This window comes from Chelatococcus sp. HY11 (genome assembly GCF_018398335.1).
Lineage (GTDB): Bacteria > Pseudomonadota > Alphaproteobacteria > Rhizobiales > Beijerinckiaceae > Chelatococcus.
The window spans coordinates 55,924-79,414 of sequence record NZ_JAHBRX010000003.1; the positions used below are offsets into that span (position 1 = coordinate 55,924).

The 23,491-nt window shown below is 59.2% G+C and carries 24 protein-coding genes and 1 pseudogene; 10 read left to right on the plus strand and 15 right to left on the minus strand.

Annotated features, from left to right (window positions below; genetic code table 11):
• The 4 genes from KIO74_RS29885 (at position 1) to KIO74_RS32380 (ending at position 4,046) form a co-directional block, all read left to right on the plus strand.
• Complete coding sequence (locus KIO74_RS29885; RefSeq protein WP_213339452.1) at positions 1 to 624, plus strand: TetR/AcrR family transcriptional regulator; 624 nt, start codon at positions 1 to 3, stop codon at positions 622 to 624.
• Positions 625 to 730: 106 nt separating this feature from the next.
• Positions 731 to 2,752 carry an oxidoreductase gene (locus tag KIO74_RS32580; protein WP_213339453.1) on the plus strand — a complete coding sequence of 674 codons (2,022 nt, stop codon included), beginning with the start codon at positions 731 to 733 and terminating at the stop codon, positions 2,750 to 2,752.
• A complete protein-coding gene (locus tag KIO74_RS29895) occupies positions 2,682 to 3,491 on the plus strand; it encodes a TetR/AcrR family transcriptional regulator (protein ID WP_213339457.1) in 810 nt (269 codons plus the stop codon). Before KIO74_RS32580 ends, KIO74_RS29895 begins: the two co-directional genes overlap by 71 nt.
• A 261-nt stretch (positions 3,492 to 3,752) precedes the next feature.
• On the plus strand, positions 3,753 to 4,046 hold the full coding sequence (locus tag KIO74_RS32380; RefSeq protein ID WP_283772227.1) for an SDR family oxidoreductase: 294 nt from the start codon (positions 3,753 to 3,755) through the stop codon (positions 4,044 to 4,046).
• Here KIO74_RS32380 and KIO74_RS29905 read toward each other — a convergent pair.
• Positions 3,964 to 6,930 (minus strand): Tn3 family transposase, encoded by a 2,967-nt coding sequence (locus KIO74_RS29905; RefSeq protein ID WP_213339465.1) that lies wholly within the window; start codon positions 6,928 to 6,930, stop codon positions 3,964 to 3,966. The genes KIO74_RS32380 and KIO74_RS29905 overlap by 83 nt on opposite strands.
• A gap of 159 nt (positions 6,931 to 7,089) precedes the next feature.
• On the opposite strand from KIO74_RS29905, the gene KIO74_RS29910 reads away from it, so the two are divergent.
• On the plus strand, positions 7,090 to 7,671 hold the full coding sequence (locus KIO74_RS29910; RefSeq protein WP_213339554.1) for a recombinase family protein: 582 nt from the start codon (positions 7,090 to 7,092) through the stop codon (positions 7,669 to 7,671).
• A gap of 230 nt (positions 7,672 to 7,901) precedes the next feature.
• Here KIO74_RS29910 and KIO74_RS29915 read toward each other — a convergent pair whose 3' ends face one another.
• The 8 genes from KIO74_RS29915 to KIO74_RS29950 all read right to left on the minus strand — a co-directional run bounded on the left by KIO74_RS29915 (position 7,902) and on the right by KIO74_RS29950 (position 14,207).
• Positions 7,902 to 8,705: an SDR family NAD(P)-dependent oxidoreductase gene (locus tag KIO74_RS29915; RefSeq protein ID WP_249731665.1), complete on the minus strand. Its 804-nt coding sequence runs from the start codon at positions 8,703 to 8,705 to the stop codon at positions 7,902 to 7,904.
• A gap of 5 nt (positions 8,706 to 8,710) precedes the next feature.
• Positions 8,711 to 9,007, minus strand: a complete 297-nt coding sequence (locus KIO74_RS29920; protein WP_213339468.1) for a YciI family protein — start codon at positions 9,005 to 9,007, stop codon at positions 8,711 to 8,713.
• 4 nt (positions 9,008 to 9,011) lie between these two features.
• Positions 9,012 to 9,839 carry an SDR family NAD(P)-dependent oxidoreductase gene (locus tag KIO74_RS29925; protein ID WP_349629246.1) on the minus strand — a complete coding sequence of 276 codons (828 nt, stop codon included), beginning with the start codon at positions 9,837 to 9,839 and terminating at the stop codon, positions 9,012 to 9,014.
• A 71-nt stretch (positions 9,840 to 9,910) separates the two neighbouring features.
• Positions 9,911 to 10,879: a phosphotransferase family protein gene (locus tag KIO74_RS29930; RefSeq protein ID WP_213339469.1), complete on the minus strand. Its 969-nt coding sequence runs from the start codon at positions 10,877 to 10,879 to the stop codon at positions 9,911 to 9,913.
• On the minus strand, positions 10,872 to 11,177 hold the full coding sequence (locus KIO74_RS29935; protein WP_213339470.1) for a hypothetical protein: 306 nt from the start codon (positions 11,175 to 11,177) through the stop codon (positions 10,872 to 10,874). Before KIO74_RS29935 ends, KIO74_RS29930 begins: the two co-directional genes overlap by 8 nt.
• The gene (locus KIO74_RS29940; protein ID WP_213339471.1) at positions 11,174 to 12,202 is read right to left on the minus strand and encodes an Rv3169 family protein; all 1,029 of its coding nucleotides are present in this window, start codon (positions 12,200 to 12,202) and stop codon (positions 11,174 to 11,176) included. Before KIO74_RS29940 ends, KIO74_RS29935 begins: the two co-directional genes overlap by 4 nt.
• The gene (locus KIO74_RS29945) at positions 12,199 to 13,821 is read right to left on the minus strand and encodes a class I adenylate-forming enzyme family protein (RefSeq protein ID WP_213339472.1); all 1,623 of its coding nucleotides are present in this window, start codon (positions 13,819 to 13,821) and stop codon (positions 12,199 to 12,201) included. The genes KIO74_RS29940 and KIO74_RS29945 overlap by 4 nt, the downstream gene beginning before the upstream one ends.
• The gene (locus KIO74_RS29950) at positions 13,818 to 14,207 is read right to left on the minus strand and encodes a nuclear transport factor 2 family protein (protein ID WP_213339473.1); all 390 of its coding nucleotides are present in this window, start codon (positions 14,205 to 14,207) and stop codon (positions 13,818 to 13,820) included. The genes KIO74_RS29945 and KIO74_RS29950 overlap by 4 nt, the downstream gene beginning before the upstream one ends.
• 143 nt (positions 14,208 to 14,350) lie before the next feature.
• Here KIO74_RS29950 and KIO74_RS29955 point away from each other — a divergent pair, with 143 nt between their 5' ends.
• Positions 14,351 to 15,097, plus strand: coding sequence for an SDR family NAD(P)-dependent oxidoreductase (locus KIO74_RS29955; protein ID WP_213339474.1), 747 nt, complete (start codon positions 14,351 to 14,353; stop codon positions 15,095 to 15,097).
• Positions 15,098 to 15,103: 6 nt separating this feature from the next.
• On the opposite strand, the gene KIO74_RS29960 is transcribed toward KIO74_RS29955, so the two are convergent.
• The 6 genes from KIO74_RS29960 to KIO74_RS29985 all read right to left on the minus strand — a co-directional run bounded on the left by KIO74_RS29960 (position 15,104) and on the right by KIO74_RS29985 (position 20,293).
• A complete protein-coding gene (locus tag KIO74_RS29960) occupies positions 15,104 to 15,814 on the minus strand; it encodes an ABC transporter ATP-binding protein (protein ID WP_213339475.1) in 711 nt (236 codons plus the stop codon).
• The gene (locus tag KIO74_RS29965; protein ID WP_213339476.1) at positions 15,801 to 16,559 is read right to left on the minus strand and encodes an ABC transporter ATP-binding protein; all 759 of its coding nucleotides are present in this window, start codon (positions 16,557 to 16,559) and stop codon (positions 15,801 to 15,803) included. Before KIO74_RS29965 ends, KIO74_RS29960 begins: the two co-directional genes overlap by 14 nt.
• A complete protein-coding gene (locus tag KIO74_RS29970; RefSeq protein ID WP_213339477.1) occupies positions 16,525 to 17,841 on the minus strand; it encodes an ABC transporter permease subunit in 1,317 nt (438 codons plus the stop codon). Before KIO74_RS29970 ends, KIO74_RS29965 begins: the two co-directional genes overlap by 35 nt.
• Positions 17,838 to 18,779, minus strand: a complete 942-nt coding sequence (locus tag KIO74_RS29975) for a branched-chain amino acid ABC transporter permease (protein WP_213339478.1) — start codon at positions 18,777 to 18,779, stop codon at positions 17,838 to 17,840. The genes KIO74_RS29970 and KIO74_RS29975 overlap by 4 nt, the downstream gene beginning before the upstream one ends.
• A 126-nt stretch (positions 18,780 to 18,905) precedes the next feature.
• Positions 18,906 to 19,472 carry an ABC transporter substrate-binding protein gene (locus KIO74_RS29980; protein ID WP_213339479.1) on the minus strand — a complete coding sequence of 189 codons (567 nt, stop codon included), beginning with the start codon at positions 19,470 to 19,472 and terminating at the stop codon, positions 18,906 to 18,908.
• Complete coding sequence (locus KIO74_RS29985) at positions 19,469 to 20,293, minus strand: IS5 family transposase (RefSeq protein WP_213331959.1); 825 nt, start codon at positions 20,291 to 20,293, stop codon at positions 19,469 to 19,471. The genes KIO74_RS29980 and KIO74_RS29985 overlap by 4 nt, the downstream gene beginning before the upstream one ends.
• A gap of 168 nt (positions 20,294 to 20,461) precedes the next feature.
• On the opposite strand from KIO74_RS29985, the gene maiA reads away from it, so the two are divergent.
• The 4 genes and pseudogenes from maiA (at position 20,462) to KIO74_RS30005 (ending at position 23,424) form a co-directional block, all read left to right on the plus strand.
• The gene (gene maiA, locus KIO74_RS29990; protein ID WP_213339481.1) at positions 20,462 to 20,926 is read left to right on the plus strand and encodes a maleylacetoacetate isomerase; all 465 of its coding nucleotides are present in this window, start codon (positions 20,462 to 20,464) and stop codon (positions 20,924 to 20,926) included.
• A 63-nt stretch (positions 20,927 to 20,989) separates the two neighbouring features.
• A pseudogene (locus KIO74_RS29995) lies at positions 20,990 to 21,756 on the plus strand (IS5 family transposase).
• Positions 21,729 to 22,223, plus strand: a complete 495-nt coding sequence (locus tag KIO74_RS30000; protein WP_213339482.1) for an FAD-binding protein — start codon at positions 21,729 to 21,731, stop codon at positions 22,221 to 22,223. Before KIO74_RS29995 ends, KIO74_RS30000 begins: the two are co-directional and overlap by 28 nt.
• Positions 22,224 to 22,266: 43 nt before the next feature.
• A complete protein-coding gene (locus KIO74_RS30005; protein ID WP_213339483.1) occupies positions 22,267 to 23,424 on the plus strand; it encodes an epoxide hydrolase family protein in 1,158 nt (385 codons plus the stop codon).
• The last annotated feature ends 67 nt before the right edge of the window (positions 23,425 to 23,491 follow it).

Below are 23,491 nucleotides of genomic sequence, written 5' to 3' on the forward strand. Positions count from 1 at the left end.
ATGTCGGGCGAGGAGCGCAAGGCCGATCTCCTGGAAGCCGCCCTTAGGGTGTTCTCGGAGAAAGGCTACAATCGTGCCTCGTTGCAGGATATCGCCAACAGCGTTGGGATATTGAAAGGCAGCCTTTACTATTACTACAAATCAAAGGAAGCTTTGCTCTTCGATGTTTTGAAATTCGTGCACGACGAGCATCTGGCCAATGCCCAGAAGCTGGCTTCCGGAAGCGGCGATCCGCTCTCCCGGCTGCGCGCTTTGCTTGAAGGCCATGCCGCGTTCGTTTGCGACAACCTCGATCGCACAACAGTTTTCGTTCGGGAGATGGATCGGCTTCCGGCGCGCCTGCAGACTGAGATATTGGGAGCTGATCGCGCCTATCAAAGCGTATTCCGCAATCTGATCATTGCGGCACAGGGGACAGGCCAAGTGCCGGCTTCCGTACATCCGAAGCTCGCCACGCTCTGGATCCTTGGCTCGCTCAACTGGCTCCACCGCTGGTATCGGCCGGAACGCGCCGGGGGTTCCTCTCTGATCGCAGCACAGTTCGCCGACCAACTGACGCGGGCCATCGCGCCTTCGCCGCTTTGGAATGTTGTTGAGATAGACTCACGCAATCAGGATCGCTGATGGACTATCCGAAGACAGGCGGGGCTACCGGAACCGTGGCGCACATAGGGAGTATAGTGGCGTTCCGTTGGAAATCTGGAGCCCAACCGTCGAAAAGGAATGAGGCGTGAGGATTCCTGACACCCACCCTGAACTCGGACCGGCATTTCCTCTTCTCGGTCAACCAATCAAGCTTGCAGGGTTTGAACTCCCAAATCGGGTCGCTATGGCTGCAATGTCTAGCGGGCTTGGCTCGCCAGAAGGTCGGGTCACTCCGGACAGCCTCGAATATTACAGGGCGCGCGCGGCGGGCGGCGCAGGGTTGATCACCGTTGAATTCACCTGCGTGGACACCCGTTACGGCCGGGCCGAAATGGCACAATTGGCGCTCGATCAAGATGAATTTATCGACGGGCATCGCGGGCTTGTCAAAGCCATGAAGGATGAAGGCGCCGGGACTGCCCTTCAGCTTCATCTTCCTGGACAGTTAGCCGATCCGCGTACGCTCCAGGGGCTGCCGTCCGGCCCGAGCATCGTTCTGTCGCGGCGTGACGGAACACCTCAGTGCCTTGCCTTCTCCGAGGAGGAAGTGCACGGTTTGGTTCGCGCTTTCGGCTCTGCGACAGAGCGTGCAGTCGAAGCGGGGTATGATGCGATTGAACTCCATGGAGCGCACGGCTATCTTTTGATGGCTTTTCTGTCTCCGCTCAAAAACACCCGTGATGATTTCTGGGGGGGGGATGAGACGCGGCGCCTGAACTTCCCGCTCGCAGTCATCCGGGCGGTGAAAGCGGCGCTGGGACCAGATAAACCGCTCATCTACCGGTTGTCGTCGACAGATTACCTGCCGGGCGGGATTACGCTGGAAGACACGCTTCGCATCGTACCCCGACTTGTCGCTGCTGGCGTCGATGCGATCCATGTCTCAACCGGCAACATCGAAGGCTCGCTAGATATGACAATCGATCCGATGTCGATGCCGGAGGGCTGGCGGCTTGACCATTGCCGCGCCATCCGGGACGTCGCCGGGGTCCCTGTTCTGGGGGTGGGTCCCGTACGTTGGCCGGCAACCGGGGAAACGGCCATCCGAGAAGGTGCTCTCGATATCGTGGCGCTCGGACGTCCTCTCCTCGCCGATCCGTTCTGGGCAAGAAAGGCCCTATCCGGCAGGGTAAAGGACATTCGTCCATGCACGAATTGCAACTGGTGTTTCGACCGTATCCTGCGTCATGAAACAATCGCATGCGCCGAGAACCCGGTCGCGGGGTACGAGCGGATCAGTCGCGCGCTTTCCGGCGGCGGTGAACGTAAGGCCATCGTCGTCGGCGGCGGCCCGGGCGGCATGGCCGCGGCACTTGATTTCGCCGCCGCTGGCTTCTCAACTGAGCTTTACGAAACGCGTCGCGAACTGGGAGGCGGACTCATTGCGTCAGCGACGCCACCGCTGAAAGACAAGCTGTTCTGGTATCTCGATTATCTAAAAGAACGCCTCGCCGAGAGCGCCGTCACGGTCCATTGTGGCCACAAGCTCGATCCGGGAGCGGTGGTGGCGCTCGCGCCTGATGTCGTCTTGCTTGCGACCGGCGCGCGCGCAGCAAACTTTCCGCTCCAGACAGACGCCCGGGCCCGGATCGTGAGCGCCTATGATCTCCTCATGAGCGAGGCGGATCTGCCGCCTCCGAACACCCTACCTGTAGTCGTCTATGGAGGCGGAGAAACCGGTTGCGAAACGGCAGAATATCTGACCGAGCGCGGATACTCTGTCGTTCTTGTGACGCGCTCTCCGGCCCGGCAGCTCGCACGCTCTGCGGAACCAATGTATCGGAAGCAGTTGCGCGCTCGCCTCGCCAATAACATGGCGCTGACAATTGTTGAGAACGCGACCATAGCGAGTGTCTGCGGTGAAACGGTCCGAATCGAGGTTGCCGCCGGCGGAATGGAGATCTCCTGTACGTGTGTCGTGATGGCACAAGGCCGGGAGAGCGGCACCGATTTCGATATTGCTCTGTCCCGGCAGGGCATCCCGTTCTCTGTGGTGGGCGACGCGCAAAGTATCGGCCGCATCGGCGACGCCGTGCATGCCGCTCGCCGCGCCGTGCTGCATCTCAGCGACTCTCACCCGCCAGCCCGACCAAATCGAGGGGTCTGACGAAGGTGCGCGCGTTGGTCAAAATGAGCAGCGGACGATCGCTTGCGATCCTCATGAGAAGGGCGACGACGTGATGGCTCACGCCACGGCACCAGAGAGAAGCCGAAACGCTTCGCATGATCGGCGACGAGCTGAAATCATTCGCGCAGCCGTCCGGCACTTTTGGGAAAAGGGTTCCGAGGCAACTTCGCTTCAGAGTATCGCCGATGCGATTGGCGTTCGAAAAGCAACTCTCTATTATTATTTCGCCGCGAAAGACGAACTGATCGAGGCCGTTCTCGTCGACATCATTACAAAAGGTGTTCGAAATATCGCCGAACTCGCCTCTCTTAATGACGATCCCCTGACCCGTCTGTGGCGGCTAATTGCGAGCCACATTGACCATGTGTGCGAGAACCTCATCGAGACGGCGGTGTTCCTGCACGAACGAAAGCGCTGGACGCTTGAGCAGCGGCAGCGCATTCTCAGCGATGACTACCGCTATCAGCAAATTTTCATATCGACGATCCGCGAAGGGCAGGCAGCCGGTCAGATCCGGCCTGAAATCGATCCGACGATCGCCGCCCTCAGTATTCTAGGCTCAACCAACTGGACCTATACGTGGTATCGACCGGGCGGTGATCTTGAACCCGCGCTGATCGGCGCCCAGTTTGCCACTTTGACTGCAAACAGCCTCGCCACGTCCGACACGCTCCAGCTCTGGCGGTCGCCATTATCGCCTCTGCCCTCCCACGGATAATTCTGAATGAAGATGCCGGCGTCGTACGCAGCGTCCGTCCAATGAGCTACCACGCATGCTGCATTTTCCGGCTGGAACGCCGCCCGCTTTTGGAACACCCATAGAGATCGCAGAAGAAATCGTCTGGGCGGGACTGGACCATTCTCGCAGGCGCGGGCCACTCGCCCCGACCAACCCTGCTGTATGCGACGAACAGTGATCTGTTGCTCGCTGGCGATCAAATTCTCGCCTCGATCTCACCTTTCGTCGGCACTCCTCCGGATGACTGGCACGCCAGTCCCATGCGGGATCGACGTCGTGTCGCTCACTCTCACCGCGGCGCGTGACCTGGGCCGCTTCGGCATCCGGCTCAATGCAATTGCCCCTGGATTCATGGACACGGATATGTTCGCCGGGCTCCCATCCGAATGGGCGCAGAGGCGTCACGACACGAAAGTGGTGAATCTGTCCGACATTCGAGAACATATAGTGATCAAGCGGCCAGCATCGACGTCTCTCGCCGAAGCGGCCTTAGGTCGAGACTGTCAGTCGGGGTCCAGTTGTAGTCGCCGGTGAGGCTGATATGCTGCCATCCGAGCGGCGTGATGTGCTTGATCACGTCGGCCGGCGTTGCAATGCCTTCGCGATTGAGTTCGGCAAACGTTGGTTCGAGATAGAGCGTGTTCCAGTAAACGATCGCGTTGATGAGCAGGTTCAGCCCGGACGCCCTGTAGAACTGGCTCTCGAAGGTTCTGTCCCGCAGCTCTCCGAGACGATTGAAGAACAGCGCCCGGGCCAGAGTGTTCTGGGCCTCGCTCTTGTTGAGGCCTGCGGTGGCGTTCCTGCGCATTTCAGGGTTCTGCCACCATTGCGGCAGGAAGATGGATCGATTGATGCGTCCAATGTCGCGCAACGCGAGCGCCAGTCCGTTTTGGCGCGGGAATGCGGACAGTTTCGCCAGCAAGGTCGAAGGCCGCACCTGGCCGGAACGGATCGTCGTGACGAGACGCAGGATGTCATTCCAGTTTGCCCTGATCCGCTCGATGTTGATGGGTTCGCCGAAGAGCGGGGCGAGGTTTTGGGGAGGCGCGTCGCCCGGGAAGAGATAGAGCCGGCGATCCTTAAGGCCGCGCAACCGGGGCACGAGCTGGAAACCGACAAGATGGCAAAGAGCGAAACTCATGTCGCTGACCCCGCCGGTGTCGACATAGTGGGTTTCGATAGCGAGATCGCTGCCGTGATAGAGCAGACCGTCGAGGACGTATATGGCCTCGCTCGCATTGGCGTTCATAGCGATGATGTGGAACGCCCCATACTGGTCGGAGGTGAAGCGATAGAACTTCGCGCCGGGGTTAGGGCCATAGCGGGCGTTGAGGTCGCCGATCGCCTCGGCGTGCCCTCCCGCCGGAAAATACTGCCCGTCCGAGGATGAGGTGGTTCCGTCGCCCCACAATTTCGCGAGAGGCAATTGCCTCTGGGCATTGACAAGGATGGCATGCGCGCCGGTGTAACCCTCCTCCCGGATATGCCAGTCGTGCACCCAGGCGAGCTGGCGCATCGTCAGCCCGGGGGAAACATCCGCCATTCTGGTGAGTCCGAGATTGATGCCGTCCGCCAGAACGGCGGTAAGCAGGGCAAGCTTGTTGTCGGCCGTGCGCCCGGTGCGCAGATGGGTGAACGCATTCGAAAATCCCGTGCGGGCGTCCACCTCAAGCAGCAGGTCGGTGATGCGGACGGCAGGCAGCCGGTTTTCCACCTTCGGTTTCAGCGACTTCGCGATGTCCGGGAACATGGCCTTGTGTGGCGTGACGCTGAAACCCGTGCCGGCCAGTTCGACATCGTCGAGCTCACCGGCTTCTGCTAGACGGGAAAGCTCGCTCAACCCGTCGTTCAAGGTCTGGCGCTGTTGCTTCAGATAGGTTTCCACATCGGTATCGACTGCGACCGGAAGCGGACCTTCCTCCCGCATCAACTCGAATGTCGGCGCGGGAATGAGGAAGCTCTCGAAGGACTGGAAGCGCTTCGCGCCCTCCACCCAGACATCGCCGGCATCGAGGCGGCGTTTCAATTCGCTGAACAGGCAGAGTTCATAGGCCCTGCGATCGATCTTGCCATCCTGCAGGATGAGCGGCATCCAGCCTTTCGGTGCAAAGAATATGGGTGCTCTGTCGGGTATCGCTCTTTTCCCTTTGCGGTACAGATTGGCGACCATGGATAGCGCGCGCAGGAGATTCGCCGCCACGGCGTGGCCACGAAACACGAACGTCGACAGGAATTCCGGCGCCATTTTCCGGATTGTCGGATAGCGCTGGAGCATTTCGATTTTCCCGTCGATGCTGTCGGGGGCAATCAGCGTGTCGACCGCCTGGACACTGGTCGCGAAGATCGGCCATTGAATGACCGTTTCGAGCGACCTGCCGATATCCTCGCCCTTCTGCCTGGCCTCTATGATCGCATGGCAAACTTTCGAAACGTCCTTCAGCGGCTTCTGAACCTCCCGGACCGAACGGGTGATGCGGGCGGTCGCCTGATTGTCGGCTCGCCGCGTCATGGCGCCGATTAGCTTCTTGAACACGTCGATTGCGCAATCGGTCAGATGGCGGGAAAGATGCAGGACCGTTGCAGCCAGCACGGTGTGCCGGCGTTCGGGGTTGAGGTCGCGTAAATGCTGTGCGCTCATCCGCATCCCTTCCGCGGCGAGTTCATCAAAAACCTTGGCCGGAATGCGCTCCATCAGTTCCATTGGCAGGTTCAGGGACCGAAGAAACTGAACGCGTTCGGCTATCCTGTCGAGATTGATGGCGGTAGGCGACAATGCCGGTGTTCTGGCCCACGCGAGGATGGTCACATTCGTCCCCTCACGCGGGTCGAGAAGTTTGTCGAGGTCACGCTTCTGGCCTTCCAAGAGCCCGCCAGCCAAGGCCCGGTGAGCGATGCGGATGCCGCGCCGGATTGCAACGTGGATGATGGCTTCGAGTGCTCCGCGCGCCGGCAGGAGAATTCGCCGGCGTCGCAATTCCTCCACAACCATATCCGCCAAAACATCGGCCCGGCGCAGGGTTTGCGCCGCGGGCGTCAGCCAGCCGGTCAGTGCCCTCACGTCCGAAGGCGCAAATGGGCGCATCTTCATTTTCTCGAACAGCAGGGCGAGGTGCTCGCGGCGTGTCTGCGGACGTTCGAAATATCGGTCGATCTCGCGATGATCGGCACCGATCTGCCGCGCCAGGAACCGCAAGACGCCGGAAGGCAGGATCTCACCATCCGCGAGTGGTCGGCCTGGAAATCGCAGCATCGCCAGAACGCAGGCCAGGCCCAGCCGATTCGACGCCTTGTTCTGTCGCATGACCAGATCGAGATCCGACTGGTCCAGCGTGTAGTGCTTGGCGATCTCCCTATCCTCATCCGGGATCGTGGTTACCTGGCACCACCATGTTTCGCTCAGCAATACTCTTCGAGCCATTCACTCACCTCTCAGCGCGGACGCTGCACCGAAATGGAAAATGCCTGTTCGGCAAACGGTCGTTTTGCGGCTTCCACAGATTTGGTCCGTAAACCTTGTCATGCAACGGCAAATCGGACATTGTCCGAGTTCAACGAGAAAGCGGACAAGCCACACCTCATGACCTCGATCGGCTACGCAAGGGTATCCACCGGCGACCAGGATACGGCGCTTCAACTCGATGCGCTGCGCAAGACGGGTTGCGAGAAGCTGTTCGAAGACAAGGCATCGGGTGTGAAAACCGATCGGCCGGGGCTGACCGAAGCCGTGCGCTATGCTCGGGACGGCGACACGCTTACGGTCTGGAAGCTCGATCGCCTCGGTCGATCGATGAAGCACCTGATCGAGATCGTCACCGAGTTGGAATCCAAGGGTATCGGCTTCCGCTCTATCACCGAGAACATCGACACCACGACATCTGGCGGTCGCCTGGTCTTCCATCTGTTCGGAGCGCTGGCCCAGTTCGAACGCGATCTCATCCGGGAAAGAACCCGCGCCGGACTGCAGGCAGCAGAGGATCGGGGTCGACGCGGAGGCCGCCAGGCGGTTGTAACACCGGAGAAGCTCGCAAAGGCTCGTCAGCATCTGGCTGCCGGTCTCAATGTCCGCGAAGCCGCCGCCCGCGTAAAGATCGGAAAGACCGCGCTCTATGAAGCGCTCAAAGCCGAAAAATCAGCCGCACCCACCGTCAAACCGGCGTGAGTTCTTAATGCGTTCTCAAAAGTCGGACAGATTCATCACTTTCGTGTCGTGACGCCGCAGAGGCTTGTCGACAAAACTGTGTTCCCGAAGCGCCTCGGCTATGCCGAGGAATTTGCGATCTCGCCTTGCACATCATGGAGAACCGCTTCATGATCCGCTTCGGTGATCCGCTTCGATGCCGGATCCCGCGTCTAACGCGGCACAGGTTTCGCCGCAGCGTCGAGCCGGAATCAGTGGGCGGTTGCGCCCGCGTCGACGAAGAGCGTTGTCCCGGTCACAAGTGAAGCCATATCACTGACGCAGAAGAGAGCGGCCTGCGCGATGTCGTCCTCATCAGCAACACGCCCCAGCGGCAACTGTCTGGCGAGCGTTGCTTCAAGCTGCGCCGCCTGCCCCTGAGCGTCTCCGGCGTGGCGCGCCTTGATTCCCGGTGTCGGAACGAGCGTCGGTGCGATCGAGAGAACACGGATGCCGCGCGGCCCGAGTTCGATTGCAAGGCTCTTGGTCAGACCAACCACGCCATGTTTGCTGGCCGTGTAATGTGCCAGCCCGGCCCGGCCACGATACCCGGAGACAGACGAAATATTCAGGATGACGCGCCCCGCGTTTTGGAAAGCGATCATACGACGCGCCGCCTCCTGCGCACCGAGGAAAGTTCCTCGAAGATTGACCGCGATGACTTTGTCCCATTCGGACACGTCCATATCGAGGAATTGTGAAACGGGATAAATTCCCGCATTGTTGACCCACACGGTCAAGGGTCCGGTTGCTTTCTCTGCGCATTCTGCGAACACTCGGATAGCGGCAGGGTCGCTGACGTCAAGTGCACCACCATAGGTCCTGACACCGAAGCTCGCAGCCAACGCGCTCGCAACGACTTCTGCCGCGGCACCATCGAGGTCGCCGATTGCAACGGCCGCGCCGGCTTCCGCTAGGCGTGCAGCGATCGCTCGTCCAATGCCCCGGGCCCCGCCCGTAATGACGGCATTCCGTCCGTCGAGCCGCAGCAGGTCGGAAGCCGGCTTGTCAAACATTTCGCTCACAGGAAACTCTGGCCGGCAAAGAATGCCTTGCGCCAACGACTGATCCAATACTGCCCATAGATGCCTCCCGTGAAAAACGGATCCTTTGCGACAAAGTCCTCAGCGACCCTGCGGTCGTCAGTATCGATAATGATGACGCCGCCATGACCGGTGTTTCCGTCATCCGTCAGCAGGCCACCGCTGGCAAGCACATCGGGGGCATGCGCCCGAATATAGTCGATATGCGCGCTGCGGAGTTCCAGCCGGAGGTTTTCACTGTTCTCGCGGTCAAAGAAAATGATGGCATAAGGCATTCTGCTAACCCGGCTTTGGCAGAAATTTAGCGGAAGACCAGCCGCCGTCTACGGGCATGATCACCCCGCTGACGAAACTGGCCGCGTCCGAAGCCAGGAAAGCGCAGACCTCGGCGATTTCCTCGGCCCGCCCCGGCCGGCCGAGGGGGCAGCCCTCGATCATCATCCGGCGGAACCAAGCATTCTCGTTGAGCCTCTCTTCCGTTAAGGGCGTCGCTATCAGACCCGGCGCCACGGCGTTAACCCGAATCCCATCTCGCCCGTGCTCCGCAGCTAGCTGCAATGTCATACCGGAGAGTCCCGCTTTCGACACGGAGTAGGCCGAAGAGCCCGCCGCCCCTCGAAGCCCGAACACGGACGAAACATTGACGATTGCGCCACCGCGCCCCTTCATTCGCGCGATCGCGGCGCGGCAGAGGGCGAAAGGCGCCACAACGTTGACTCGCAGGTATCGTTGGAGATCGTCATCTGAGGTCTCGCTGATCGGACGGGCATCGCCAATGCCCGCGTTGTTGATCAAGATATCGAGGTCAGTCGCCGCAGCATGCGAGACAGCTTCCTCTGCAGCTCCAGACTCGGCAAGGTCGAGCGCCAATGCCGTAAAGCCTGTCCGACCTGTAAGCTCCAAAGGAGCATCTGCTCGGTCGACTCCGAGAACGCGGGCGCCCTGATCAAGAAAGAGTGATGCGATCGCCTTACCGATGCCGGAAGAACTGCCCGTTACGATTGCCGATTTATCGCGAAGACCTCTGGCCATTAAGAACTCCTGTTGTCGCTCGCCTGCTTGCCGCAAAGAACACGATTGTCTGCTCGTTGCCCGGCGCGGCCCCATCCGTCACCTGCGTCCGCCGCGCATTTTGCGACTTTGTGATCGGATGATCCTTAGCGCTTTCTCACCCCCCTTCAACACAAAGGTTCGCCGGCCATCGCCGCTGCCAGGCGGTCTAGCCTAATCGGTAGATGAAGCCGCAACGCGGCAAGGCGCAGGTCCGGCACTTTCCCACTGTCGAAAGCGCGTGTCGCGGAAAGCGCGTAGTAGGAGAGGCGCAGAAAAGCGAGCACGCGATGCCAATGGAGTGCATCTGAATCGATGTCGATTCCAGTGCGCTCGGCATAGCGTTTCAGCAATGGTGCCTCGTCTACCCCGGGAGGTTCCCAAACCGGGATAAAGCACCAGACGAGGTCGGCGAGCGGATCTCCGGGGGCAGCCATTTCCCAATCGAGAATGCCCGTAATGCGGCCCTCATCGACGACCATATTCCCCATGCGATAATCACCATGGACGATGGCGCGACGCGGCTGCATCTTCGGTTGGTGCCGAGCAAGCCACCAAAGTGCGGCGTCCATCACGGGTGGGAGGGGAGATAGCCGCCTCGCCAATCGTTCAAGGCCGCGGTAATCCATCAGCGAGGACGGTTCCGAGTGCGCGAGCGGCGTCTGGTCGACATCAATGGCGTGGAGGCCAGCCAAGGCGTCAATCGCTTGTTCCGCCAAACAATGTCGGACGTCAGTGTCAAGCGCCTCCCAGCCCACCGGAACGGACCCGGGCGCTCGTGCCATGACAATAAATGGGCATCCAAAGAGGTTGTCGTGCCCGTCGTCATGCCACAGCAGTTCCGGCACGGGGAGGTGATGACCGGCAACCACCTGCAAAGCCAATCGCTGCGCAAGGATGGAACGCCCGCCGGAAGCCGCCGTGGGTAAGCGGAGGACGATGGGCCGCAGCTCAGCGCCATCACGAAGGGTTCCGAGCCACGTTATCTGCGAGAGACCGACGGTGGTGCGTGCCTCGATTATAACATCATGCAAGGCGCCGTGTGCGGCGAACCAGGCCCCGAGCCGCTCGGCAATGTCCTTACGTGGATCAGCCACCGGTGACTTTCCCCCAGTCGACAGGCAAGACGGCTTCACGGTCTAGCGTTGCAAGGGATCGCGCCGCTGAGATGATCCCGGCCTCCTCGCCGGCGGCGAGCGCCTCTGCAAGCGCGGTCCGTCTTTGCAATCGTTCCTTAGCGGCGATCTGCTCTCGCCCTATGTGGCGGATAACCGCGGCAAGGCTGAAGACCTGTGCCCGCAATTCCGGCTCGGTCAGTCGTTCCGCTAGTCCCTCTGTTGTGAGGGCAACGCGCTCGAGGTCCATCGTGGGCCAGGCTGTGGGCGTGTCTGTCAACGGGCACCCTCCGGACGATAGCGCGCATGCGCTCCCAATCCTGTTTCGACATAGCCGTTGCCCACGCGGCCATCACACTCGAACGTTGCGCCATTGTCGAAAAGCCCTTGCCAGGCCGTCAGTACGCCAGGATCAGACATATCGAGACGGTTGGTCCCTGGATCACTGCGGCCCAGGACCGATGTGTAACCGACGCTTTCCATGAAAAGGCGCCCATCGACCCGGAACCCGATGCGGCTTTGACGGCCTGATTCGAAAGTGACGGCGAATCTACCCTCGTGCGCTAACAGGTCGTCGAATTTGATGTCGTGAGAGATATTGACTGCTCGGTCGCTGATGCCGTCTTTGTTCATCGTCCAACCACTCGTCAGCATGCGCTCACCGTGGGCGTTCTCATAAAGCAGCATGTAAATCGACTCGTCCGCCAGTTCGCAGCCGCAGAACACATGCATGCCGCGCTGTGCGGCTCCCTCATGCTTGCGCAGGCCCCAGCCACGATCCCGAAAGCCCATTACATGTTCGTAGCGGCGTTCTTCGCCGTCGGCGACGACAACGCCCGAATAGATTCCGGATTGGAAGAAATGCATGTAATCGGTGACAACCTCTCCATGCCGCTCGATCCGGTTCCGCGGACCCTCGATAGCTGGAAAGCGTGCGACGTATGTGAGGTCGAACGAGAACGGGCACGATGCGTCGTCGAGAATGAGACGCACGCGCCGGAGCGGTTCCACCACCTCGATTCGTATGCTGCCCACTGAGGGCGTATCAGGGCTATCTCCCTGTCGAAACTCCTCGCGGGTCCGCTGGGCATATTGCAGGCGACCGGTGTTCAGCCCCGCTTTTGCCGTCTGATGACCGGCATGGGGATTGACCGCCCGACCCGCTCCGAGCACCCAACCATCTCCGAAATTGACGAGATGCCAGCAGCGTTCGGCCCAGCCAGGTTGCTGATGCGCAGTGACAATCGCCGGCGCAACCAACTGGTGTCCGTAAGCCTCATCGGCATCCGTGATCCGCGACATCATGGTACCCCCGTGCCGAAAGCCTGTTCTTCCAGAAACCGTTCACGAAGCTTGTGCTTCATGACTTTGGTCGCTGACATGGGCCACTCCGTTACGAAGCGCACATGACGCGGAATCTTGTAACGGGCGATCTTGCCTTCGCAGTAAGCGAGCAATTCCTTCGCGGTGAGCTTGTGACCGCTCATCAGCTCAATGAACGCAACGGGGACCTCGCCCATCCTTTCATCTGGCGTGCCGATCACTTGTGCGACCTTCACAGCGGGATGAGAGCATAGGAACGACTCGACCTCGAGTGCCGAAACATTCTCGCCACCGACCTTCAATTGGTCCTTAAATCGCCCATGGAACCGCAGGCGGCCATTCATGTCCAGCGATCCAATATCGCCGGTGCGGAAGAAGCCGTCCTCCGTAAAACTTTTTGCCGTCATTTCCGGATCGTTGAAATAGCCGTCGAAGAGGCCGACGCCCCGGATTTCGATTTCGCCGCGTTCCTCGGTAGACACTGGACGGCGTGTCTCGGAATCGACGACCCGGAAGTCCCATCCCGGAAGGGCGGTTCCGCAGGTTCTCGTGCGGTCTTCAAAACTATCGTCGGGAAGGCTGAACGTAACCGCACCACATGCCTCGGTCATTCCGAATGCGCTGCACAAGGTGGCCTGAGGGAATGCGGACTGAACCTTGAGCTGTACATCTTCAGGTGCGACGCTGAACACGTAGCGCACGCTGTCAAACGATGTCCGGGCAAAACGCGGATGGTCCATGATGGCCAGCGTGATCGGCGGAAAGAGCGGATAGAAAATAGTCGGCTTCACCGCCTCAATGGTGTCGAACGTCGCGTCTACTTGGAAGTGCGACATTCCGACATAGAATCCTGCCACCGAAAACATGGTGGTCATAAACAGGATACCGCCGCAGTGGAACATGGGCAGAGGACACCACCATACGTCGTCGCGCGTTATTTTGTAGCGTCCGGCTAGCGCCATCGCGGTTCCAACGAACGCACGGCTCGAGATTATGCAGGCCTTGGGGTTGGCTGTAGTCCCTGATGTGTACATTAAGAGAAACGGCGCCTCGGCACTAGGGCCTGTTTCCGGGAACCGTGCGGCCTGCGCGCGCTCCCGTAATGCCGATCGGTCGGTAAACGGCTTTCTTGCGGCGCCGAGTAACAGGACCGCCCTGAGGAAGGGAAACCCTTCGATCTGGAGATTGAGGGGGTCCGTCTCCTTGTCGAGGCCGGGCAGAGCGGCCAGCAAAAGCGCCGGAAAGTCTGCGTGCTCGGCAACAGCGTCGGTCGTAATGATCGCGGTCATCTGAGAATCGCGGACGACATGGGACGTCTCAAACGATTTGAACCGGGTATTGATCGGGACGGTAACGACGCCCAGCATCGCAGCGGCTATCATGGTTTCGACGAATTCGATTGAATTCGGCAAGAGTAAACCAAGCCTATCACCCGATTTTAGGCCGAGGGCGGCCAGTTCCCGCGCGCGGTCGGAAGCCCCGTTGCAGAGCTCGGCATAGGTTCGGCGCTCGTCGCCAATCTGGATTGCCGTAAAATCGGGACGTTCGGCCGCGGCAGCACGCACCATCTCGCTGTAGCTCAAAACATCCTTATGCGTCATGCCTTTACCTCGCCCGAGTCGGAGAGCAGCCGTCGGACATGGGCGATGTCGTACCATGTGACCAGTCGAGCGATCCGGCCCTCCCTGATGTCAAAAACGTCGAGCGCCTCAAATGTGACCCGCTGATTCGCATTGGTCGTTCCTGTGAAATTAATCTCAATGGCAAGACAACCCTCGCCCCGCATGCGACGGCCTGGCTGGTCATGATGCTCGCGCCAGGGATCGAACATGCCGCGGAAATACTCCAGGGCGGCAGCGCGCCCAAGACGCGGCTTCGCTCCAACTGCTCGGTGATCGCAGTTCTCGGCTAGAAGATCGCCTAGTCCATCCCAGTTCTCGTTATTCACATATTCAAAGTAGAGATCAACGATCCGATCGTCATTCATCTCAGACTCCCCCACGCTCCGTCATAAAACCGGAGCGTGCATCATCCTGCTGGAAAGACAGATTGAGACCTATCGCAAGATAGGCCTAACCCGCATTCGCAATCTGAAACGATGTGGTGATAGTTTTTGCGATGGAGAACAGTATGGGCGATCTCGATTTTGGCGGAAAGACGGCGCTCGTGACCGGCGGCGGACGGGGCATCGGCGCAGCAATCGCTAGATGCCTTGCCGCCCACGGGGCTGAGATCATCGTGGTGGACATCGATGGCGTCAACGCAGAATCGGTTGCAGCCGAGATTGGGGGCGTCCTCTCATCCGGCCTTGATATTGCCGACAAAGCCGCATGCATGTCGCTCGCCGAACGGCTCCTCGGTTCGGGTCGAAAACTCGATATCCTCATCAACAATGCCGGCATCATTGAACGACACGGCATTGACGATGAGGGCTTCGATGAGGGATGGCGGCGCTCTCTGGCGGTCAACCTTGATGGTAGCTTGAATATGATCCGCGCCTTCCTGCCGCAGTTGCGGCAAACACGCGGCAACGTCATCAACGTTGCGTCGATCTCAAGTTACGTTTTGTTGGGGACCTCCCTCGCCTACACGACGTCGAAAGCGGCACTTGCCACGATGACGAAGAGCCTTGCTCACGAACTCGCCCAGGATGGCGTACGCGTCAATGCGATTGCCCCGGGATCGGTGGTCTCTGTTCTCAGCGAGCGGACGCGGAACGACCCCGAGAGGCGCAAAAAATTCCTTTCGCGCATCCCCATGCGTCGGTTTGGCGAGCCGGACGAAATCGCGGGGCCAGTTCTTTTCCTTGCTTCCCCGCTCGCAAGCTACGTCACCGGTGTCATCCTGCCAGTTGACGGCGGCCTCCTCACGGCGTGAGTCCTCTCACGCTGCTTCGAGCCAGGACGAGCGCACATCCGCATTCGTCCTCAGCTCGTCTGGCGTGCCTTCGAATACGATACGGCCGTGCCCCATCACCAGGCATCGATCAGCGATGCGCAGTGCGATGGTCATCTTCTGTTCGACGATAACGACGGAAACGCCGCGCCTGACGATATCGCGCATCACATTGACGAGGTTCTCTACAATCTTGGGCGCAAGCCCCTCCGTTGGCTCATCAATGAGGATGATCTTTGGATGACAGAGCAACGAACGGCACAGCGTTAGCATCTGCTGCTCGCCGCCAGATAACCTCCCCGCTCGTGTCGTTCGCCGTTCCAGCAGACGCGGGAAATAGGCGTACATGTCGTCAGCACTCCAGGACGGTGCGCCAGGCGGACCCTTCTGCACCCCAATCAGGAGATTTTCCTCAACGGTAAGGTTGTCGAAGACCAGCCTTTCCTCCGGTACATAGGCCAACCCACGTCGCACAATCCGATAGCTCGGCTGCCCAGCAATGTCCTCGCCCTCGAGACGTATCGATCCCCCGGTTGGGTTAACAAGACCCACGAGGGTCTTGAGCATTGTCGAGCGCCCTGAGCCGTTACGACCGAGCACGGCCACGGTCTCACGCTCTGCAACTTTGAGCGACACACCCGTAAGGATATGGCTCTTTCCATAGTGGGCGTGCAGCGCCTCGACCTCAAGCAGGTTCATGATTTTCCTCTCCGAGATACGCTTCCTGGACCTTGGCGTTCGACCGGATCGCCTCGGGCGTGTCGGTCGCGACAACCTCACCATAGACGAGAACCGAGATGCGATCTGCAATCGAAAACACAACGCTCATATCGTGTTCGATGACGATGAGGGTTTTCCCAGTCGTCACGTCTCGCATCAGTTCGACCATGTAAGCCGCCTCATCGCGCGACATCCCCGCGGTCGGCTCGTCGAGCAGGATCACGTCCCCATCAGGGCCGAGCGCCATGCCGATTTCGAGCGCACGTTGCTCGGAATAGGTGATATCCCCCGCGAGTTTCTCCGCGATCGGCATGAGTCTCACACGTTCGACCAACTCCCAGGCGTTGTCATTGATCGCCTTTGCCGCCGCTACGCGGCGAAAGAGGCCGTAACGCGCGTTGTGCCGAGCCATGACCGCGATGCGAATATTCTCGAAGACGCTCAGGGCCGGGAAGATCGCTGTAATTTGGAACGATCTCGCGAGACCGGCGCGGTTGACGAGATGGGGAGGCAGCCCAGCAATGTTCTTCCCGCGGAGCAGGATCTCACCGCTTGTCGGTTTGAGATAGCCGGTCAGCAGATTGAACAGCGTGGACTTCCCGGCTCCATTCGGGCCTATCACTGCATGGCGCTCGCCCTTTGCAATTGCGATATTAAGCCCGCGAATGATTCGGTTCTCACCGAAATTCTTAACGAGAATTTTCGCTTCCAGAACCGTTTGCATTAGCCGCGCTCTGCCTTCTGCGCGCGTTCCAGCGCAGGACACACACGCCCAATACGAGTGAAAGAATCGGCAGGAACCACGTGATCACTTCTGCAGGATTCCACGCGAAGCCCAGTGCAGGCACAGGAACCCATGTCCCCGTCTGCCCGGCCTTTGTCATGTAATCATGCGTCATGACCGTGCTCAGCACTTCGACCAGAAGCAGAACTCCCAACCCAACCAAGATGACCCCTGCGAGCACGATACCAATATCCCGAATCGTTCCCACACCACGCTCTCTGAAGTCCTTCGCCGCGTCCATCAGGAGCACCGCAAAGCCTTTCGGGGCAAACAGCATCAGAGCAATGAAGATAAGGCCTTGGTACAGTAGCCACGACCTGGTGAGATCAGACACAACGTAGCCGAACACCGTTAGAACGAAGGCACCCACGACAGGCCCGAGGAACACCGATGCACCGCCGATGAAGGTCTGCAGCACAACAGCAGCCGAGTGGTTGACTGAAAAAATTGCGTAGTTGGCGCTCTCGGTCGCCATCGAGAGAAGCGCTCCGGCAACCCCGGCGAACATCCCTGAAATGGCGAAAAGGAGAACTTTTGACCAGTAAACATTGTAACCCAACGCAGGGAGGCGGTTCTCATTTTCGCGTAGCGCGATGGCGAGCCTTCCCATCAGTGTCGTCGTGAACAAGCGGAGGAAAACGACGCATATTGCGAACCAGCCTAAGATGAGCGAATAGACGTGGCTCTCCCGGCCGAAATTGAAAGTGAGAAACGCCGATCTGTACGCTGTCACGCCGGATTCTCCTCCAAAAAACTCCTGGAGATTAGGCGCAAGAACGTAGATGAGTTCCGACATGGCAAGCGTGACCATAGCGAAATAGACGCCACTGCGCCGACAGGCAAACAGACCGGCTAGACCGCCGGTCACCAGCCCGATCGCAGCGCCAGTCAGCGGGATGAAGGGTGTCGGGATATAGATGAGACCGGCGTCAACTGCCTTCATCGCATGGATGGCCATGAATGCGCCAAGACCAAAATAGGCAGCGTGGCCGAACGATAACATCCCCGCTTGGCCGAAGAGGAGATTGAAGGATAGCGCGAATAGCGCTGCGATATAGGCCTTTCCAATAACACTCATCCAGGCGTCGTTTAGATAGAAGGGGGCACTCGCAAGCACGATCAGAAGAGCCACGAAGACGACTATCTGCCTCGAGCGACCAATGGACTTCTTTGCTGTGCCGACGGAGGCATCAAGGCTTCCGGAAAACGACACGACTGTCATCGACGATCTCCCATCAGTCCCGACGGACGCGTGAGCAGAACGAGTAGCATTACAAGTACGGGAACCGCACTTGCGTATGTGGATAGATTCATTCGCGCAACCGAACCCAGGATGGACAATGACTCGCCGAGGCCGATCATTCGTCCAATGTCTGTGAGAGAAACACTGATTCCGATTGAAAATGTTGTGAGAAGGCCAATTAGAAGAGAAGCAATGAAGGCTCCCGCGAGAGAGCCCAGTCCACCGACGATCACGACCACGAAGGTCAGGATCGACATTTCTATCGCCATATTCGGATTAACCGTGAGCAATGCGCCGCCGACGGCACCGGCGACGCCCGCCATCCACGCGCCAATGCCGAAAGTCACCATAAACACCGCGCTGACATTGTGGCCGAGGGCCCCCGTCATTTCGGGACGCTGGACGGCAGCTCGCACGACAATGCCGATACGGGTGAAGCGCAACACCACAAATAGTGTTCCGAGGAGAACTAGCGCCACCAACGCCACGAAGAGCCGGTAGAAGGGGTAGTCGCTGCCAAATAATTGGAAAGCCGGAAAGCGCAGGACGTCGGGGACTTTATAATTTACAATGAAATGACCAAAGAGAACCTTAACGAACTCTTCAAACACGAACGCCAAACCGAAGGTAATCAGCAATTCGCTGGCGTGGCCGTATTTGTGAACCGGCCGCAGAAGCCAGCGCTCGACCCCCAGACCGATGAGCGCGACGAAGATCGGACCGAACAGCAGGCCCCACCAAAAACCAAAAAGCGAGGAGACGACGAAAGCCGCATACGCACCGATCATATAGAAGGACGCATGTGCGAAATTCAGGACGCCCATCATGCCGAAGACAAGCGTCAAACCGGCGGAGACCATGAAGAGCAGCAAACCGTAAACCGCGCCGTTGATGAGAGATACGACGAACCATTCCATTGCGCATCGCCTGTTGTCTTGCCGTGTTTGAGTAAGCCGCGTCAGGCCGCGACTGTTCCGGATGGGCGAAGGGCAGGCCACCGGGTTGTACGCCAGCCTGCCCTCACGATCATGCTTTCGTTCAGTTCAGCTCGGACGTTTCATCACGCATTTCGGCGAGGGCGGCACAGCCGCCTCTTCAGGCGAGACGATTTTCAGGAGTTTGAAGCCGAATGGCGTGCCGTCATGCTTATCCTTTGCGTCCCGGGAGACTTCCGAGATGTAAACGGGCATCTGGACCTGATGGTCTTGTTTACGGATTGACCACTTTCCACCGGGAGTGTCGTAGCTCGCGCCCTCGATCGCCAAGGCGATCTTGGTCGCATCAATAGGACCACCCTTGAAATCGACTTTCTTGAGGGCGTCGCCAAGCAGCATGAATGCGAAGACCGTGGTGGGTTGCTCCGAAGCCGGCAGAACGCCAAACTGCTTCTTGAAGTCCTCGTTGAAAGCATGTCCAGCCGGCGCTTCCGTATTGTAGAGCTTGGCAAAGTACGCGCCCTCAACGGCTGGTCCTGCCGCGGCCAGTGTGCCCGGGGTATCGAGGGACTGGTTACCAAAGCGAACCTTCAGGCCTGATTCGCCCGCAGCCTTCAGAAGCAATACGATGTCGTTGCCCCAGTTTCCACTCAGAGTCCGTTTGAGAATGGTCATGGATGGACACTTCTTCGGAGCATGAGGCTGCCGAGAGCGAGGTGGATCATCGCCTCTGAAACGTCGATCCGCTTCTCATAATCGCGAACGAGCCGTTTCCAGCGCGTCATCCATCCGAAGGTGCGCTCGACGACCCAGCGTCTGGGCAGCACCTTGAAGCCCGGCTCCTTGTCGGAGCGACGGATGATCTCGAGGACGAAGTCCTGATATGCCGCGGCGTCCATAAGGCGGGTGCGGTCGTAGGCACCGTCGGCAAACAGATGCTTGAGCCATGGCCATCGCTTGCGGACGGCCGCGACGATCGTTTGAGCACCGGCGCTGTCGGAGATGTCGGCAGTGGTCAGATTGACCATGAGCAACCTACCATCGGTATCGACGGCAATGTGCCGTTTACGACCGACCACCTTCTTACCGGCATCAAAGCCCCGCTTTTCCGCAGCTGGTGCCTTGATGGACTGGCTGTCAACGACGGCGGCCGTCGGGCTCTGTTCACGCCCTTCGCGCTCGCGGTCGAGCATCAGTGTGACGTCGTGGATCGTACGGAACAGTAGCCGGCGCACGAAGCGGCGGAACCACCAATACACCGTCTGCCAGGGCGGAAAGTCGTTCGGCAACATCCGCCATCCACCACCTGTGCGCGCCAGATAGCGAAGCGCATCAAGCACATCACGCAGGTCCGTCGCCGGCTTGCGTCCACGCTTGGCCACCGGTGGTAGAAACGGCTCAACGAACAGCCATTCTTCGTCCGTCAGATCGGTCGGGTAGCGCTTCGATCGCTTCTCAAATCCAGCCATCCGGCTACGGCTCGCTCGGGTCCACATCCCAAGCTTGAATCATGACCCAGCCGTCACATCAACCCATTCTCAAACGGTCTCTTAGATCTGCAGCAAGGTTGAAGACGTGATGTTTGGTCACCCCGGAGGTGGCATTGGTAAGCAATCGTCCTCAATGCAATGTGAGCTCTTCAGCGCACTTTGGGAGAATTCGAGATGAAGCTCTACAGCTATTTTCGCTCATCCGCGGCCTACCGCGTCCGCATTGCTCTGAATCTTAAGGACATCGACTACAGACTACACCTAGTCCATATGCTGCGGAGCGGAGGTGAGCATCTCCAGCCCGCATATCGCGCAGTCAATCCTCTTGGGCTCGTCCCGGCTTTGGAGCTGGGCGATAGTACCGTCCTAACCCAGTCTCTCGCGATTTGCGAGTACATCGAAGAAACCTATCCCGAGCCACCCCTCCTTCCGAGGCACGCTGTGGATCGTGCCTATGTCCGCAGCCTAGCCCAACTTATCGCCTGCGACATCCATCCGTTGAACAACCTGCGCGCACTTAAGCGACTTGTCGACGTGATCGGCGCGACCGAGGAGAAAAAGGCAGCCTGGTATCATCACTGGGTCACGGAGGGTTTGGCCGCACTGGAGGCGGAACTAGCGTTCGTGGACAAAGGTTGACTGAGGAATCTGGTTTTGATTCAAGGCTTCCATTTGGAGGTAGCCTTGGGCGAACGGATTGGCGTGACGGACGAGGAATGGGGTCTGATCGGTCCGCTTCTTCCGGCTGAACGTGGTCGCGGCTGCCGGCCTGCTCAGGACAATCGCAGCTATTTCGAAGGCATGATGTGGATGGCGCGCACGGGAGCGCAATGGCGGCATCTGCCTGACGAATACGGCAAGTGGAACAGCGTCTTCCGCCGTTACCGACGCTGGGTCGAGACCGGCGTATTCGAGGCAATGCTCGAAACCCTGGCCGAACTGGTCGAGCGCGATCGAAGCGCCGACATGATCGACAGCACGGTTGTCCGGGCACATCATTGTGCGGTCGGCATAAAAAGGGGACTCAGGAGGCCGAGGCGCTTGGCCGATCGCGCGGCGGCTTCACCACCAAGCTCCATGCCCGATGCGATGCCAAAGGCCGTCCGCTCGGTTTCCTCCTGACGCCCGGGCAAACCCACGACACCCAAGGCTTTGCGCCTTTGTTTCGGATGATTTCCGACCGGATCGAGGCTTTCCTGGCCGACAAGGGCTACGATGCAGACGCCATTCGCGAGGAGATCGCTGAGGCCGACATCGAAGCCGTCATCCCCGCAAAGAGCAATCGGCGCGACCCGATCCCGCACGACAAAGCCAAATACAAATGGCGAAACCAGATCGAGCGGCTCTTCAACAGGCTGAAGAATTGGCGACGCGTCGCCACCCGATACGACAAGACCAAGGAATCCTACCTCGGCTTTGTCGCCATCGCCGCAGTCAAACTATGGATACCCTTTGTCCACGAGCGCTAGTTAAGGGGAAGTCAATTGTAGATCTTGCTGCCCAGCTTGGTATTGATGGTAAAATTTTGGCCGAAACTATCGAGCGGTTCAATCGAGATGCGCGCCACGGTCAGGACACGGAATTCGGCAGAGGAAACTCGAAGTATAATTGTTACGTAGGCGATCGGGACCACAAGCCAAATCCCTGCATAGCGCCCGTCGAAAAAGGGCCTTTTTACGCTTTGCAACTCCATACGGGCGATATTGGAACTGCCTTAGGGTTGCGCGCTAACACAAATGCTCAGGTCCTGGACGGTAAGGATAAGCCAATCGAAGGGCTTTACGTGTGTGGCAATGATATGAATTCGATATTCGCGGGAACTTATGCCACGGGCGGCGTTACTCTCGGACCAGCGCTGACATTTGGATACATCATCGCAAACCACATGGTAAGCCTCCGAGGACAGGGGTACAAATGCCCCAGTGCTGCAGCCTGATCGCCAGCAACCTGTCAATAACCGAGTGCGAAGGAAGGGTCCCTTGACGCCGCAGCCAACTCCGTTTTCCCTCACCGTGCCAGACGAGGCGATCGCCGATCTGCGGGAGCGGTTGACCAGGACGCGGTTTCCTGATGCACCGGCCATTGAATCCTGGCAATACGGCACGGACCCAGTCTGGATGCGAAGACTCGTCGCATACTGGCGCGATACGTTCGACTGGCGGGCGCAAGAGTCGCGCCTGAACGCGCTGCCGCAGTACAAGGTAGCATGGCATGGTATCGATCTCCATTTCCTGCATGTCCCGGGCCGTGGGCCCAATCCCTACCCGCTGCTGCTCTCGCACGGCTGGCCCGGATCGGTCTTCGAATTTCTCGAACTTATTCCCCGGCTTACAGATCCGGCCCGCTATGGCAACGATCCGATGGACGCCTTCACAGTCGTGGTTCCATCGCTGCCGGGCTATGGTCTCTCCTTCGAGCCCGGCCAGAAGCGTTTTGGCATTGAGGCAATGGCGGATTGCTTTGCCGGACTCATGAGCGAGGTCCTGGGCTACGAACGCTTTGCGGCGCAAGGCGGCGACTGGGGCTCTCTAATCACATCTCGGCTCGCGTACGCCTATCCCGAGCGGTTGATCGGAATTCATCTCAATCTGATGCTGCTGCGACAGCCCGATTCGGTCTCCGCACCCTCCAGCGAGGAACGCGCGTTTCTTGAGAAGCTCGCCGCATGGCGGAGGGAGGAATCAGGATACCTGCGCATCCAGAGCACGCGACCGCAGACACTCGCGTTCGGGCTGACGGATTCGCCCGCGGGTCTTGCGGCTTGGATCATCGAGAAATTCCGGGCCTGGTCGGATTGCGGCGGCGATCTGGAATCGGCCTTCACCCTCGATGAACTGCTCGCCAATATCAGTCTTTACTGGTTTACGGGAGCGATCGGTTCGTCCTTCTGGCCCTATTACACGCAGATGCACGAGCCCTGGCAAATTCCGAAGGGCGAAAAGATCGGTGTTCCGACCGGGTATTCCGCCTTTCCGGGAGAGCCTCTCCATCCGCCGCGACGATGGGCCGATCACGCCTTCAGCGATATCCGACGTTGGAGCAGTATGTCCCGCGGCGGCCATTTCGCTGCTATGGAGCAACCGGACGACTTGGCGTTCGAGTTGCGTGAATTCTTCAGGAACCTGCGACGCCCATAGGACTCGTGCCGGCGCGCATCGTGCAGAATAGCCGAAGTGTCAATCGGCAATCCTTCGGGGCGGACAA